Source organism: Prauserella endophytica, from assembly GCF_005146945.1.
Taxonomy (GTDB): Bacteria; Actinomycetota; Actinomycetes; order Mycobacteriales; family Pseudonocardiaceae; genus Prauserella_A; species Prauserella_A endophytica.
On the sequence record NZ_SWMS01000021.1, the window covers coordinates 16354 to 30185 of the forward strand.

At 70.2% G+C, this 13832-nt stretch carries 13 protein-coding genes; 7 read left to right on the forward strand and 6 right to left on the reverse strand.

What is annotated here, in order from left to right; genetic code table 11:
• Position 1 precedes the first annotated feature (1 nt).
• The 4 genes from meaB (at position 2) to FCN18_RS28920 (ending at position 3964) form a co-directional block, all read left to right on the forward strand.
• On the forward strand, positions 2-1003 hold the full coding sequence (gene meaB, locus FCN18_RS28905) for a methylmalonyl Co-A mutase-associated GTPase MeaB (protein WP_112275860.1): 1002 nt from the start codon (positions 2-4) through the stop codon (positions 1001-1003).
• A 33-nt stretch (positions 1004-1036) separates the two neighbouring features.
• Entirely contained in the window at positions 1037-1333 is a 297-nt protein-coding gene (locus FCN18_RS28910) for a hypothetical protein (RefSeq protein WP_228714174.1), read from the forward strand.
• Between the two features lie 243 nt (positions 1334-1576).
• Positions 1577-2869, forward strand: a complete 1293-nt coding sequence (locus FCN18_RS28915; RefSeq protein ID WP_137096590.1) for a M20 family metallopeptidase — start codon at positions 1577-1579, stop codon at positions 2867-2869.
• 270 nt (positions 2870-3139) lie between these two features.
• Positions 3140-3964: an endonuclease domain-containing protein gene (locus FCN18_RS28920; RefSeq protein WP_228714175.1), complete on the forward strand. Its 825-nt coding sequence runs from the start codon at positions 3140-3142 to the stop codon at positions 3962-3964.
• A 142-nt stretch (positions 3965-4106) separates the two neighbouring features.
• Here FCN18_RS28920 and FCN18_RS28925 read toward each other — a convergent pair whose 3' ends face one another.
• A complete protein-coding gene (locus tag FCN18_RS28925) occupies positions 4107-4559 on the reverse strand; it encodes a gamma-glutamylcyclotransferase (RefSeq protein WP_110335252.1) in 453 nt (150 codons plus the stop codon).
• Positions 4560-4658: 99 nt separating this feature from the next.
• On the opposite strand from FCN18_RS28925, the gene FCN18_RS28930 reads away from it, so the two are divergent.
• Together FCN18_RS28930 and FCN18_RS28935 are read left to right on the forward strand one after the other, a co-directional pair.
• Complete coding sequence (locus FCN18_RS28930) at positions 4659-6059, forward strand: NAD(P)H-quinone dehydrogenase (protein WP_112275866.1); 1401 nt, start codon at positions 4659-4661, stop codon at positions 6057-6059.
• 70 nt (positions 6060-6129) lie between these two features.
• Positions 6130-6921: a VOC family protein gene (locus FCN18_RS28935; RefSeq protein ID WP_137096592.1), complete on the forward strand. Its 792-nt coding sequence runs from the start codon at positions 6130-6132 to the stop codon at positions 6919-6921.
• Between the two features lie 107 nt (positions 6922-7028).
• On the opposite strand, the gene glpK is transcribed toward FCN18_RS28935, so the two are convergent.
• Both glpK and FCN18_RS28945 read right to left on the reverse strand, forming a co-directional pair.
• Positions 7029-8540: a glycerol kinase GlpK gene (glpK, locus tag FCN18_RS28940; RefSeq protein WP_137096593.1), complete on the reverse strand. Its 1512-nt coding sequence runs from the start codon at positions 8538-8540 to the stop codon at positions 7029-7031.
• A gap of 21 nt (positions 8541-8561) precedes the next feature.
• Positions 8562-9554, reverse strand: coding sequence for an MIP/aquaporin family protein (locus FCN18_RS28945; RefSeq protein WP_137096594.1), 993 nt, complete (start codon positions 9552-9554; stop codon positions 8562-8564).
• 182 nt (positions 9555-9736) lie between these two features.
• On the opposite strand from FCN18_RS28945, the gene FCN18_RS28950 reads away from it, so the two are divergent.
• Positions 9737-11446 (forward strand): glycerol-3-phosphate dehydrogenase/oxidase, encoded by a 1710-nt coding sequence (locus FCN18_RS28950; protein ID WP_112275874.1) that lies wholly within the window; start codon positions 9737-9739, stop codon positions 11444-11446.
• Positions 11447-11469: 23 nt separating this feature from the next.
• Here FCN18_RS28950 and FCN18_RS28955 read toward each other — a convergent pair whose 3' ends face one another.
• The 3 genes from FCN18_RS28955 to FCN18_RS28965 are packed head-to-tail and all read right to left on the reverse strand — an operon-like array spanning position 11470 to position 13797.
• Positions 11470-12864 carry a class I adenylate-forming enzyme family protein gene (locus FCN18_RS28955; protein ID WP_137096595.1) on the reverse strand — a complete coding sequence of 465 codons (1395 nt, stop codon included), beginning with the start codon at positions 12862-12864 and terminating at the stop codon, positions 11470-11472.
• A complete protein-coding gene (locus tag FCN18_RS28960; protein ID WP_137096596.1) occupies positions 12861-13379 on the reverse strand; it encodes a GNAT family N-acetyltransferase in 519 nt (172 codons plus the stop codon). Before FCN18_RS28960 ends, FCN18_RS28955 begins: the two co-directional genes overlap by 4 nt.
• A gap of 10 nt (positions 13380-13389) precedes the next feature.
• Positions 13390-13797, reverse strand: a complete 408-nt coding sequence (locus FCN18_RS28965; protein WP_112275880.1) for a DUF1707 SHOCT-like domain-containing protein — start codon at positions 13795-13797, stop codon at positions 13390-13392.
• Positions 13798-13832: the final 35 nt, after the last annotated feature.

Below are 13832 nucleotides of genomic sequence, written 5' to 3' on the forward strand. Positions count from 1 at the left end.
CATGCCTCGCACGATCGACGTCACCGCATACGCCAAGGGTGTGCTCGCCGGTGACCGCGGGATCCTCTCGCGGGCCATCACCCTGGTCGAGTCCAGCAGGGCCGACCACCGGGGCCAGGCGCAGGACCTGCTGGTGGAGCTGCTGCCGCACGCGGGAGGCGCCCAGCGCGTCGGCATCACGGGCGTGCCAGGGGTCGGCAAGTCGACCTTCATCGACCAGCTCGGCACCAACCTGACCGAAGCGGGGCACAAGGTTGCCGTGCTCGCAGTCGACCCGTCGTCCACGCGCACCGGCGGCAGCATCCTCGGCGACAAGACCCGCATGGCGCGGCTGGCCGTCGATCCCTCGGCGTTCATCAGGCCCTCGCCGACCTCGGGCACGCTCGGCGGCGTCGCGAGGGCGACGCGAGAGACGATCGTGCTGATGGAGGCCGCCGGCTACGACGTCGTGCTGGTGGAGACGGTCGGCGTCGGCCAGTCCGAGGTCGCCGTGGCGAACATGGTCGACTGCTTCCTGTTCCTCACCCTGGCGCGAACGGGCGACCAGCTGCAGGGCATCAAGAAGGGCGTGCTCGAGCTCGCCGACGTCATCGCCGTCAACAAGGCCGACGGCGAGCACGAGCCCGAGGCCCGCAAAGCCGCGCGGGAGCTGTCCGGCGCACTGCGGATGATCTACGGCCCGGACGCGGCGTGGACGCCGCCGGTGCTGACCTGCAGCGCGCTCACCGGCAACGGGCTCGACACCGTGTGGCAGCAGATCGGCAGGCACCGGCAGACGCTGGAGGACTCCGGAGAGCTGGCGCGCAAGCGCAGCACGCAGCAGGTGGACTGGACCTGGTCGATGGTGCGCGAACAGCTGCTCGACCGCCTCGCGACCCATCCGAGCGTGCGCGAGCTGGTACCCGAGGTCGAACGGGACGTGCGCGAGGGCAGGCTCACGGCGACACTGGCCGCCGAGCGGATCCTCGAGGCTTTCGGCGGAGAGTCACCGCGTGGCGGCTGACGGCGATCAGCCCGACAGGGCACACTTGGGCCCGTGCGCGTGTTTGCCGTCCTGGGTGTGTTGACCGTCCTCGCCGGTGTGCTGGTTCTCAGTGTGCCCTCGGCCACCGCTTCGGCGGCTCCCACGACCGCTCAGCCGGTCGTCGCGGCGGGCCCCGCGCTCACGCAGGCGGAACCGGGCCCCGTGCTCGACCCCGAGCAGCAGGACGAGGCGGACGCGAGGAACTCTCGCAGCAAGCTGATCGTTGGCGTCGCCGCCGCGGTGCTGCTCGGCATCGTCGTCTGGGGCAGGCACATCCGCAACAAGAAGAAGCCCAAGAAGAAGAAGTAGTTTCGGCTTCGCGGCCGCGGCGCGTTTCGCCGCCCGTCGAGCTGTGGCACGTCGAACAGTGAAGCCGAACTCTCTGTAGCCGCTCAGCGCAAACCGGCTACCGTCTGTCTTGTCACTAGGACATCTGGGTCTACCGATCACCTATTTGGTGCAAGACTAGGTGCAAATGCGTACGACAATGATTTCCCAGCGAGAGACAGTTGTGTCGACGCGCGCTGCGCTGGGCTCGTGCGGAGGTGCGGCGTGACTGTGCTCGACTCGCGACCCGAATCGGCGGGCGAGCCTGGTGGCTCCCCTTCAGCCGACTTGGCCGACGCCCTGCTCACCGAGAGCGGTGTGAGCATGGCGCCGTTGGACGATCTGGGTGAGGGCAGAGGCCCCTTCTGGCTCGACGAGTGGCTCGTGGCGCACGCGGCCGACGTGCTGGCGTGGCGCAGGCACATCCACGCGAACCCGGAGCTCGCCCGCCGGGAGTACGGCACCACCGAGCTGGTGATGAGCCTGCTGCGGTCGGCGGGGCTGGCCCCCAAGGTGCTGCCCGGGGGCACCGGTGTGGTGTGTGACATCGGCAGCGGCACGACCTGCGTCGCGCTGCGTGCCGACATGGACGCCCTGCCGCTCACCGAGGCGACCGGGCTGCCGTACGCGTCGACCGTCGACGGCGTGGCGCACGCATGTGGGCACGACCTGCACACGACGGTGCTGCTCGCCGCCGGCATGGCGCTGGCGACCGCCCCCGAGCTGCCCGGCCGCGTGCGGCTGGTGTTCCAGCCCGCCGAGGAGGTCATGCCCGGTGGCGCGCTCGACGCGATCGACGCGGGCGTGCTCGACGGCGTCGACCGGATCTTCGGCCTGCACTGCGACCCCCGGCTCCCGGTGGGCCAGGTCGGCATGCGTGTGGGTCCGCTCACCTCGGCGGCGGACCTCATCGAGTTGCGGCTGACCTCGCCGGGCGGGCACACCTCCCGCCCGCATCTGACCGCCGACCTCGTGCACGCGCTGGGCACCGTGATCACCTCGCTGCCCGCGCTGCTGTCGCGGCGCGTGGACCCGAGGTCGGGCACGGTGCTCGTGTGGGGCGCCGTGCACGCGGGCGAGGCGGCGAACGCGGTGCCGCAGCAGGGCGTGCTGAGGGGCACACTGCGCACGGCCGACCACGAGACGTGGAAGTCGCTGGAGCCGTTGGTGGCGTCGTCCATCCAGTCCCTGCTCGCGCCGACCGGCGTCGGCTACGACCTCAACTACCGGCGGGGCGTGCCCCCGGTGGTCAGCGAGGAGGAGAGCACCGCGCTCATGAGGGCCGGCGTCGAGGCGGCACTGGGCGACGAGGCGACGACGGGCACCGAGCAGTCGTCGGGCGGCGAGGACTTCGGGTGGTACCTGGAGCACGTGCCGGGTGCGTTCGCGCGGCTCGGAGTCTGGTCCGGTGAGGGCTCCATGCGAGACCTTCACCAGCCGACCTTCGAACTCGACGAGCGAGCCCTGTTGACCGGCATCCGAGTGATGGTCCACACCGCACTGGCAGCCCTGGCCTAACCCGCGAGTCCCCCGCTCGGGCCCGCGAGTCCCCCACTCCGGACGCCGAGTTCTGCGGTCCGGACGCCGAGTTCTGCGGTCCGGACGCCGAGTTGCACGCTCCGCTGTGTCGGGGAGTTATCCACAGTCAGGTGGGTTATCCACAGATTGTGGGCTGCGGCTCCACAACGCCTCGAAACGGCGCACCGTGGGGCCATGGCATCACTACCTGACGGCTCGTACGGGGCCTACTCGCGTACGGAACTTGCTCGGGCGATCGGGTTGCCTGGCGTGCGGGACGCGCTGCGAAAAGGGCGTCTGACCAGGTTTTCTCGCTCGGTCCTCGTGGATTCGCGCCGGGCGACCGACTTTGCGACCCGCGCTGCGGCCTGTCTGCTGACGGCAGGCCCGCGGGCCGTGCTGTCCGGCCACACCGCGCTCGCCGTCTTCGGCTGCACGGCGGCCGATGGTGCACCTATCCACATGTTGGTGCCGTATGGATGCAAGCCGAGACGGCGCCCTGGGATGGTCGTTCACCACGGCAGGTTCGAGGAGCAGGACGTCGAGATGATCGGTGGACTGCGGGTGCTGGCGATGGACCAGGCCCTGGCGGAGGTACTCAGCCGTGGTAGCCGTCGCACGGCGCTCGCGTGCGCGGACCAGGCACTGCGACTAGTGCCCGAACACGCCCGCGCCGAATTCCATGCGTGCGTTGAGGAGCGAGTGCGGTCTCGCACCGATCCGAGAGGTCGCCGCCAGGCGCAGGCGTTGCTCGACCTGGCGACCGGCCTGGCCGAGTCGCCGGCGGAAAGCTGGACGCTGCTCGCGCTCATCGACGCGGGCCTGCCGGTTCCCGTGCAGCAGTACCGCATCACCGATCTGGCCGGCAACGACATCTACCGCCTCGATTTCGCCTGGCCGGAGCTGCGGATCGCGGTGGAGTACGACGGGTACGAGGCACACGAGAAGCGTCGTGAGTCGGATGCCGAGCGGGACGCGGACTTGGAGCGTCGTGGCTGGATCGTCGTTCGCGCGGACGCCGTCGATCTCAGGGACCCGCAGCGAATGATCAAAGCGGTGGAGGCCGCGTTTCGCCGCCGGGGGCTCGCCGCTTAGCGGATCACTCGTGCTGGAGCGGGGGACTCGCCGACCGGAGCGGGGGACTCGCGGGCTGGAGCGGGGGACTCGCCGACCGGAGCGGGGGACTCGCGGGCTGGAGCGGGGGACTCGCCGACCGGAGCGGGGGACTCGCGGGCGGTTAGGGGCCTATGCCTTTGCAGGGGCGGGTGCGGAGCGCCTCGACGTAGTCGGCGGGGGCGCCGGCGTCCTCAGCCGCATCGGCGAGCACGCCGAGGTACCGCGCGGAAGGTAGACCGCCCTCGTATGCGTCCAGCACGTAGAGCCAGGCCAGCACCGAGCCGTCCATGGTCTGCACCCGGAGCCGGATCTTGTTGTGCATCCCGAGCTCGCCGCCCTCCCACTGGTCGAGGGCGGACTCGTCGAGATGGGTCACGTCGTAGAGCACCACGAACACCCGCGACGACGGATCCTCCACGATCGTCGCGAGCGCGCCCTCCCAGCCGAGATCCTCGCCACCGAAGGTCAGGCGCCAGCCTTCGAGCCAACCGGTACCCGCCATCGGCGAGTGCGGAGCTCGCTCCATCATCTGCGAGGGCGCCATGTTGGACCCGTAAGCGGCATACAAGGGCACGGCCACAGCCTAACGGCCGTGCGCTCACCCGAAAGGACGCACTCCGCGTGTCCCGGCCTAGAGTGGGCTCGACGGCGCTCTGACGAGGAGGGAACCAGCGTGACCAGGATCGTGATCATGGGCGGCGGACCAGCCGGCTACGAGGCGGCCTTGGTCGCGGCACAACACGGGGCCGACGTGACCGTTGTGGAGCGCGACGGCCTCGGCGGCGCCTGCGTGCTCTACGACTGCGTGCCATCCAAGACGTTCATCGCGTCGTCCGGCGCCCGCGCGAGCCTCCACGGCTTCGGCGAGCTGGGCATCACCACCGATCTCGCCGACACCGGTATCGACCTGCCCACCGTCCACGGTCGCGTGCGCGGGCTCGCGCTCGCGCAGTCGGCGGACATCCGCGCTCGCGTGCAGCGCGAGGGCGTGCGCGTGATCACGGGCACTGCCCGCTTCTGCGACGAGGAGACCGGCCTCGCCACCCACAAGGTCGCCGTCACCGGCGCCGGGATCGACGAGGTACTCGAAGCCGACGTGGTGCTCATCGCCACCGGCGCCACCCCGCGAGTGCTGCCCGGCGCGGTGCCCGACGGCGAGCGCATCCTCGACTGGCGCCAGCTGTACGACCTGCCCGAGCTGCCCGAGCACCTCGCCGTGATCGGTTCGGGTGTCACGGGCGCCGAGTTCGCCTCCGCCTACACCGAGATGGGGGTCAAGGTCACCGTCGTCTCCAGCCGCGACCGCGTGCTGCCGCACGAGGATGCCGACGCCGCCGCCGTTCTGGAGGAGGTCTTCTCCCAGCGCGGCACCACCGTCGTCAAGCACGCCCGTGCCGACCGCGTCGAGCGCACCGAGAAGGGCGTGCTGATCCATCTCACCGACGGCAGGCAGATCGAGGCGAGCCACGCGCTGATGACCGTCGGCTCTGTGCCGAACACCACCGACATCGGGCTCGAGCGCGTCGGCATCGAGCCCGGTCCCGGCGGGTTCATCACCGTCGATCGCGTGTCGCGCACCAGCGCACCTGGCGTGTACGCGGCGGGCGACTGCACAGGCGTGCTGATGCTGGCCTCGGTCGCGAGCATGCAGGGGCGCATCGCGATGTGGCACGCGCTGGGGGAGGGCGTGGCGCCGATCCGCCTGCGCACGGTCGCCGCGAACGTGTTCACCCACCCCGAGATCGCGACGGTCGGCATCAGCCAGCAGGCCATCGACACCGGCGAGGTGCCCGCGCGCACGATCATGCTCCCGCTGGCCACCAACGCGCGGGCCAAGATGGAGGGCCTCCGCCAGGGCTTCGTGAAGCTGTTCTGCCGCCCGGCCACCGGCGTGGTGGTCGGCGGCGTCGTGGTGGCGCCCACCGCGAGTGAGCTGATCCTCCCGATCGCCCTGGCGGTGCAGAACCAACTGACGGTGGAGCACCTGGCGCTGACGTTCTCGGTCTACCCCTCGCTGTCCGGCTCGATCACCGAGGCGGGCAGGCAGCTCATGCGGCACGACGACCTGGACTGACGCTCCCCACGTCGGCGACGCGGGGTGACACTGGTCACGCCACATCGTTGACGAGGAGGGGAGTGCGGCAATGGTCACTCGTGACACACCGTGGCCCGACGGGACTCCGTGCTGGGTCGACCTCATGGTTCCGGACCCCCGGATGGCCATCGATTTCTACGGCGCCCTGTTCGCGTGGGCCTTCGCCGACCAGGGCGACGAGACCGGCAACTACCTGCTGGCCTCGCTCGGCGGGCGGCAGGTCGCCGGGGTGATGGGCGGGGTGCCTCCGGACCAGGAGGCCCCGCCCGCGGCCTGGACTACCTACCTGGCGACGTCCGACATCGACAAGACGGTGGCCGCGACCAGCCAGAACGGCGGGCAGGTGATGACGCCGCCGATGGAGGTCGGCCAAGCGGGCAAGCTGGCCATCGCGGCGGATCCGACGGGCGCGGTCTTCGGGCTGTGGCAGGCCGGGGAGCGCAACGGCGTCGGGCTCACGAACGTGGCGGGTGCGCTCACCTGGAGCGAGTGCATGACGCGGGACCACGACCGGGCGAAGGACTTCTACGCGCAGGTGTTCGGTCACGCATTCGACGACATGTCGGCCGAGGGCTTTCGGTACGCGACACTGAAGGTCGGCGGAAAGGTGGTCGGCGGCATCGGGCAGCTGCCGGACGAGGTGCCTGCCGACGTCCCACCGCACTGGTCGGTCTACTTCGCGGTGACGGACACCGACGCGACGGTCGTGCGGGTGACCGAGCTGGGCGGCGGGCTCGTGCGGGAGCCGTGGGACTCGCCCTACGGCAGGCTGGCACAGGTCGTCGACAACCAGGGCGCCCATTTCCAGGTCATCACCGCAATCCCCGCCGACGCGCCGTGACCGGAACGTGACGAGCCGAGAGGGAGCAAGGGAGCTTTACTCCCGAAAAACGGTAGTAAAGCTCCCTTGCTCCCCTCAGACGTGCCCTGGGAGGCGGCACGAACGGGTCATTCGCTTTCGACCCAGTCGAAGGTCTTCGTCACCGCCTTCTTCCAGTTGCGGTACTCGCGTTCCCGGCGGATGTCGTCCATCCCCGGGTCCCACTGCTTGTCCTTCGCCCAGTTGGTGCGGATGTCCTCCTCGCTCTCCCAGAAGCCCACGGCGAGGCCCGCGGCGTAGGCGGCGCCGAGCGCGGTGGTCTCGGCCACCACCGGGCGGATCACCGAGACGCCCAGGATGTCGGCCTGGAACTGCATCAGCAGGTCGTTGACGACCATGCCGCCGTCCACCTTCAGCGTCTTGAGCGGCACGCCGGAGTCGGCGTTCATCGCGTCGATCACCTCGCGTGTCTGGAACGCCGTCGCCTCCAGCACCGCCCTAGCGAGGTGGCCCTTGTTGACGTAGCGCGTCAGGCCCACGATCACGCCGCGTGCGTCCGAGCGCCAGTACGGCGCGAACAGGCCCGAGAACGCCGGCACGAAGTACGCCCCGCCGTTGTCCTCCACTGTGCGTGCGTGCTCCTCGATCTCCGCGGCCGAGGAGATCATGCCGAGGTTGTCGCGCAGCCACTGCACCAGCGAGCCGGTGACCGCGATCGAGCCCTCCAACGCGTATACCGTGTCGTTCGAGCCGATCTTGTAGCAGACGGTCGTGAGCAGACCGTTCTGCGAGAGCACCTTCTCGGTGCCGGTGTTCAGCAGCACGAAGTTGCCGGTGCCGTAGGTGTTCTTCGCCTCCCCTGGGGAGAGGCACGCCTGGCCGAACGTCGCCGCCTGCTGGTCGCCGAGGATGCCGGCGATGGGCACGCCGCCGAGCGCACCGCGCTCGCGCACCTTGCCGTACTCCTCCGACGACGACCGGATCTGCGGGAGCATCGACATCGGGATGCCCATGTCGGACGCGATGCCCTCGTCCCACTGCAACGTCTCGAGATCCATCAGCATCGTGCGCGAGGCGTTGGTCGGGTCGGTGATGTGGAGGCCGCCCTCGGGCCCGCCGGTCATGTTCCACAGCACCCAGGTGTCCATGTTGCCGAACAGCAAATCACCGGCTTCGGCGCGTTGCCGTGCACCGTCCACATTGTCCAGGATCCACTTGACTTTCGGTCCGGAGAAGTACGTCGCGAGCGGCAGGCCCGTCTTCTCCCGGTACCGTTCCTGCCCGCCGCCGAGCGCGCCGAGCTCGTTGACGATGCGGTCGGTCCTTGTGTCCTGCCACACGATCGCGTTGTACACCGGCTTGCCGGTCCTGCGATCCCACACCAGCGTGGTCTCGCGCTGGTTGGTGATGCCGACGGCGGCCACCTCGGCGGTCGTCGCGTCGGCCTTCGCCAGCGCGCCCGCCGCGGTGGCCCGTGCGTTGGACCAGATCTCCTCGGCGTCGTGCTCGACCCAGCCCGCCTGCGGGAAGATCTGCTCGTGCTCGCGCTGGTCGACGGCGACGACGCTGCCGGAGTGGTCGAAAAGCATCGTTCTGGTCGACGTCGTACCTTGGTCGACCGCGGCCACATATGAAGCCATTCTGCTTCCTTCCTGAAGCTGCTACTCCGATGTGCTCGTCTGTGGCGGCCGCGACTCCGAAATGGGCTCCTCCGAGGAGGTCTTGGTCCCGGCTTCGCCGGTCGGCTCGGGCACGCGCCCAGGAGGCGGAGCCTCGACACCGAACGGCGTCTCGCGCGCGATGAGAACCTGCCCGATGAAGAAGTCGTAGATGAGAATGCCGAGCACGCCGCCGACCAGCGGTCCCGCGATCGGGATCCACCAGTAGTTGCTGAACCAGTCGCCGTTGCCTGGCATCGCGGCCTCACCCCAACCGGCGACCCAGGCGAGCATGCGCGGCCCGAAGTCACGAGCCGGGTTGATCGCGTAGCCGGCGTTGGTGCCGAAGCTGAGGCCGATCGCCGTCACGACGAAACCGATGGCCCACGGTCCGAAGTTGCTCTGTGGTGCTTGGTTACGGTTGTCGATCAGCGCGGCCACCAGCATGACGAGAATGGCCGTGCCGACGATCTGGTCGACCAGTGGTCCCCATATTCCGTTGCCGAAGTATTCCGCTGGGAACGTCGCGAATATGGAGAATGACGCCACGTCACCGGATTTCTGCGTCCCCGCTTCCTGCAGGAAGGCGTTGATCGCCTCGTAGTACACGGCGTATACGACTGCCGCGCCCGCGAACGCGCCGAGGACCTGCGCGATCCAGTAGGGAACCACTTTCACCCATGGGAACGCCCGCCGCACCGCCATGGCCAGCGTCACCGCCGGGTTGATGTGCGCGCCGCTCACGCCGCCCGCGGCGTAAACGGCGAAGACCACGGCCAGCCCCCAGCCGAAGGCGATGATGAGCCAGTTGGCGGGACCGAAATCCGCGGTCTGCCTGCCGGATCCAGGCAAGCCTGCCAAGGCCACGGCCACCGAGCCGCAGCCGAGGAGAATAAGTATCGCCGTACCCAGGAACTCGGCCAGTAACTCGCCACCGGTGGTTTGACGTAGTCTGGCCAAGCCGTTGGTCTGGTGTCTGGTGTTTGTCGCACTCATGCCACACCTCCGGGATCGGGACTGCGTTGTCCCTCGGTTTCATCGTGCTCCGCGCCTCGAGTTGGGACAAGATCTGAAGCGGGGGGTGTCGTTCAGGGCTGATTCGATCCGGCCTGACGTGGGAAGCTCCCAGAGGGCCGTCGTGTAGTGCGACGGCGTCTGCCGTGGTGAGGAGGCGAGTAGTGACTGCGTCGTTGGGTCCCGCCGCCCGCGAGGAATCGTGGCGGCGGCTGAGCAGTGAGAACTTCGACCTCGTCGTGATCGGCGGGGGCGTGGTGGGAGCCGGCACCGCGCTGGACGCGGCCACGCGGGGCCTGCGGGTCGCGCTGGTCGAGGCGCGCGACCTCGCCTCCGGCACGTCGAGCAGGTCGAGCAAGCTCTTCCACGGCGGCCTGCGCTACCTCGAACAGCTGGAGTTCGGGCTGGTGCGCGAGGCGCTGCGCGAGCGCGAGCTGATGCTCACGAGACTTGCACCGCATCTGGTGAAACCGGTGAGCTTCCTGTACCCGCTGACGCACCGGGTCTGGGAGCGGCCCTACACCGCGGCGGGCCTGTTCCTGTACGACACGATGGGCGGCGCGCGGTCGGTGCCCGGTCAGAAGCACCTCACCAAGGCCGGTGCGCTGCGGATGGTGCCCGCGCTCAAGCGGGACGCGCTCGTCGGCGGCATCCGGTACTTCGACGCGCAGGCCGACGACGCCAGGCACACGATGACCGTCGCCCGCACGGCCGCCCACTATGGCGCGGTGGTACGGACCTCGACCCAGGTCGTCGAGTTCCTGCGCGAGGCCGACCGCGTGTCCGGCGTGCGCGTGCGCGACGTCGAGGACGGTCGCGAGACAGAGGTCCAGGCCAGTGCCGTGATCAACTGCACGGGAGTTTGGACCGACGAGCTGCAGCGCCTCTCCGGCAGCAGGGGCAGATTCCGCGTGCGGTCCAGCAAGGGTGTGCACATCGTGGTCCCGCGTGACCGGATCGTGTCGGAAAGCGGGCTCATCCTGCGCACGGAGAAGTCGGTGTTGTTCGTGATCCCGTGGCGCAACCACTGGATCGTGGGCACCACCGACACCGACTGGCACCTCGACCTCGCCCACCCGGCGGCGACGAAGCACGACATCGACTACATCCTCGAACACGTCAACTCGGTGCTCGCGACACAGCTGACACACGACGACATCGAGGGCGTCTACGCGGGGCTGCGGCCGCTGCTCGCCGGCGAGAGCGAGGAGACGTCGAAGCTGTCCCGCGAGCACGCCGTCGCGCGCGTGTCGCCGGGGCTCGTCGCGATCGCGGGCGGCAAGTACACGACGTACCGGGTGATGGCCGCCGATGCCGTGGACGCCGCCTCAGTCGACCTGCCCACCCGCGTGCAGTCGTCGATCACCGACAAGGTGCCGCTCATCGGCGCCGACGGGTATCACGCGCTGGTGAACCAGGCCGACCATCTGGCCGCGGCGCACGGACTCCACCCGTACCGCGTGCGGCACCTGCTGGATCGCTACGGCTCTCTCGTCGGCGGGGTGCTCGCGCTGGCCGACGGCCGCCCCGAGCTGCTCAAGCCGATCGAGCACGCACCGGACTACCTGCGCGTCGAGGCCGTGTACGCGGCCAGCCACGAGGGCGCGCTGCACCTGGAGGACGTGCTCGCCAGGCGCACCCGCATCTCGATCGAGTACCCGCATCGTGGGGTCGACTGCGCCGAGCAGGTGGCCGAGCTGATGGGCGAGGTGCTGGGCTGGTCGGCCGAGACCACCGCGCACGAGGTGTCGGTCTACCGGGCCAGGGTCGAGGCCGAGCGGGACTCGCAGACGCAACCCAACGACGAGGCCGCCGACGCCCGCCGCTCCGCGGCCCCGGAGGCGAGGGGCAAGCTCATCGAGCCCGTCGGCTGAGCCGACCCGGCTACCTTGGAGCGTCAGCCGGGCATCAGGGCGGCTTTGTCGATCTTGCCGATGGGGGTCAGGGGCAGGGTAGGCGCGAAATCGACGCTCGCGGGCACGAAGTGCTCCCCGCCGAGCACCCGCCGCACGTGATCCCGCACCTCGTCGGCGGTGAGACCCGGCTCGGCGACCACGACGGCGTGCACGAGCCTGCCGTCAGGGCCGTCCACGCCGAGCACGGCGGCCTGCCGCACCCGCGGATGGGCAACGAGCGCGTCCTCCACCACCGTCGAGTAGACCTTGGTGCCGTGCTCGCCGGTGACGATCACGTCGTCGGCGCGGTCGAGCAGGTACAGGTAGCCATCGGCGTCGAACCGGCCGAGGTCGCCGGTACGCAGCCAGCCGTCGGTGAAGGCCTTCCCGGTGAGCTCGGGGCTGCCGTGGTAGCCCTCCATGAGGGCCAGTCCGCGCACGAGCACCTCGCCGTCGTCGATGCGCGCCTCCATGCCGGGCACGATCCGGCCCACCGAGCGCAGCCGCTCAGGGTGACCGTCGTACTCCTCCGGGGCGATGCTCGCGATCATCGGCGCCTCGGTGAGCCCGTAGCCCTGCCCGACGACCGGGCCGAACGCCGCGAGCGCCTGGCTGAGCCTCCGGGCGGGCAGCGGGCTCGCGCCGAGGGAGAGCCTGCGCACGCTGGAGACGTCCGTGCCGGACAGCGCCGGGTGGTCGAGCACCCTCGCCAGGCGGGGCGGGGTGAGCGTCAGGTGCGTTATGCGGTGCCGGGCGATCGCGTCCAGCACGTCGCCCGCGTCGAACCCCGCGTGCAGCACCACGGTGTCTCCGCACAGCAGGGCACCCAGCACCGCGCAGTTGCCGGTGAGGTGCGAAAGCGGCGCGACCAGCAGTACGCGGTTGGGGCCGAGCGGGTCGGGCCGGAAGATGTGGGCCATGCCGTCGTAGATGCCACGGTGGGCGATGAGCTTGGGACTGCCGGTGGTGCCGCCGGAGGCGAACACCGTGTGCACCGACGGAGGTAGCTCGCCCGGCTCGTCCACCGTGTCCATTTCGGAGGGGCGAAGTGGAATCACCCGCACCCCGTCCGGTTTCGGGCCGGGTTCGGCGAGGCAGGCGGTGACCTTGCCGAGCACCTCCGCGCGTGCGGGCGTGCTCGCCGACTCGGGCACCAGCAGCACGCTCGCGCCCCGCAGTTGCACGGCGAGCTGGCCGAGGATCGTCTCGGGCCGGTTGCCGCCGAGCACGGCCACCAGATCGCCCTCGCCGACGCCCTCGGCGAGGAGGGTGCCGTGCAGCCGCAGCAGCAGCTCGTGGGCCTCGGCGTAGGTGGTGGTGCGGCCGTCACGGACGAATGCGGGCGCGTCGCCGCCACTGCCCAGCGCGTCCAGGATCCGGCCGAGGAAGAAGCTCATGACGCCACGCGGGTCCAGCGCACGTCGGGCCCGCCTGCGTCGGGGCCGACGAACGTGAAGCCGCAGCGCCGGGCGACCCGTCCGGAGGCGTGGTTGGCCGGGTCGTGCCGGTAGTCCACGCTGCGCAGGCCGAGCGCGCCGAACCCGAACCGAAGGGCCGCCCCCACGGCGGCGACTGCGACACCCCGGCCCCGCGCCGCCGGGTGAACCCACACAGCGGTCTCGGCGGTGCCGGCGTCGAGGTCGAGCATCTTGAGGCCGACCTCGCCGAGCAGGTCGCCGGTCGTCGGCTCGGCGACGGCCCACGAGCAGCGCTTGCCGCTCGCCCACTCGCTCGCCCGGAGCTCGACGTAGGCGCTCGCGGAGTGCAGGTCGTCGACGACGTAGCCGGGCACGAACCGCTGCTGCACGGGGTCGGTGAACGCCTCGACGAGCGCGGGCCGGTCGTCCAGCCGGTGATCCGCCCTCAACTGCCGCAGGTAGTAGCCGCCCGCGTTGATCTCGACCGGTTCCACCCGCGCGATCCTACGGGCGACGGTGCCTGTGGGAAGCGCACGAGCCGGCGACCATCGCCACGATCGCGGGCAGCAGGAAAACGAAGATCATGCCGCGGGCGACCGTGAAGAAGAGGACCACCGCGAGCAGGGCCGCGATCGGCACCGCGCTCGCCGCGAGCCGTTGCTGCCACGGCCGCGCCACCGGCTGTCTCGGGACGAGCGCCCGGCCGGGCACCAGCACAGCCGGCTTCGGCTCCGGCAGGTCGGAGAACAGCGGGGCGAGGTCACGCCGGAACTTCGCCGCACTGACCTGCTGCGAACGCTCATCGAACTCGGTGAGGTCGAGCCTGCCGGTGCGGACGTGTTCGGAGAGCGCGTCCAGCGCGTCCTGCCGCTCAGCGTCGCTGAGCCGGTACTCCGGTCGTTCCACGGCCACGTATCGATGGTAGGTCCGTTTCCCAGGCCGGGGCC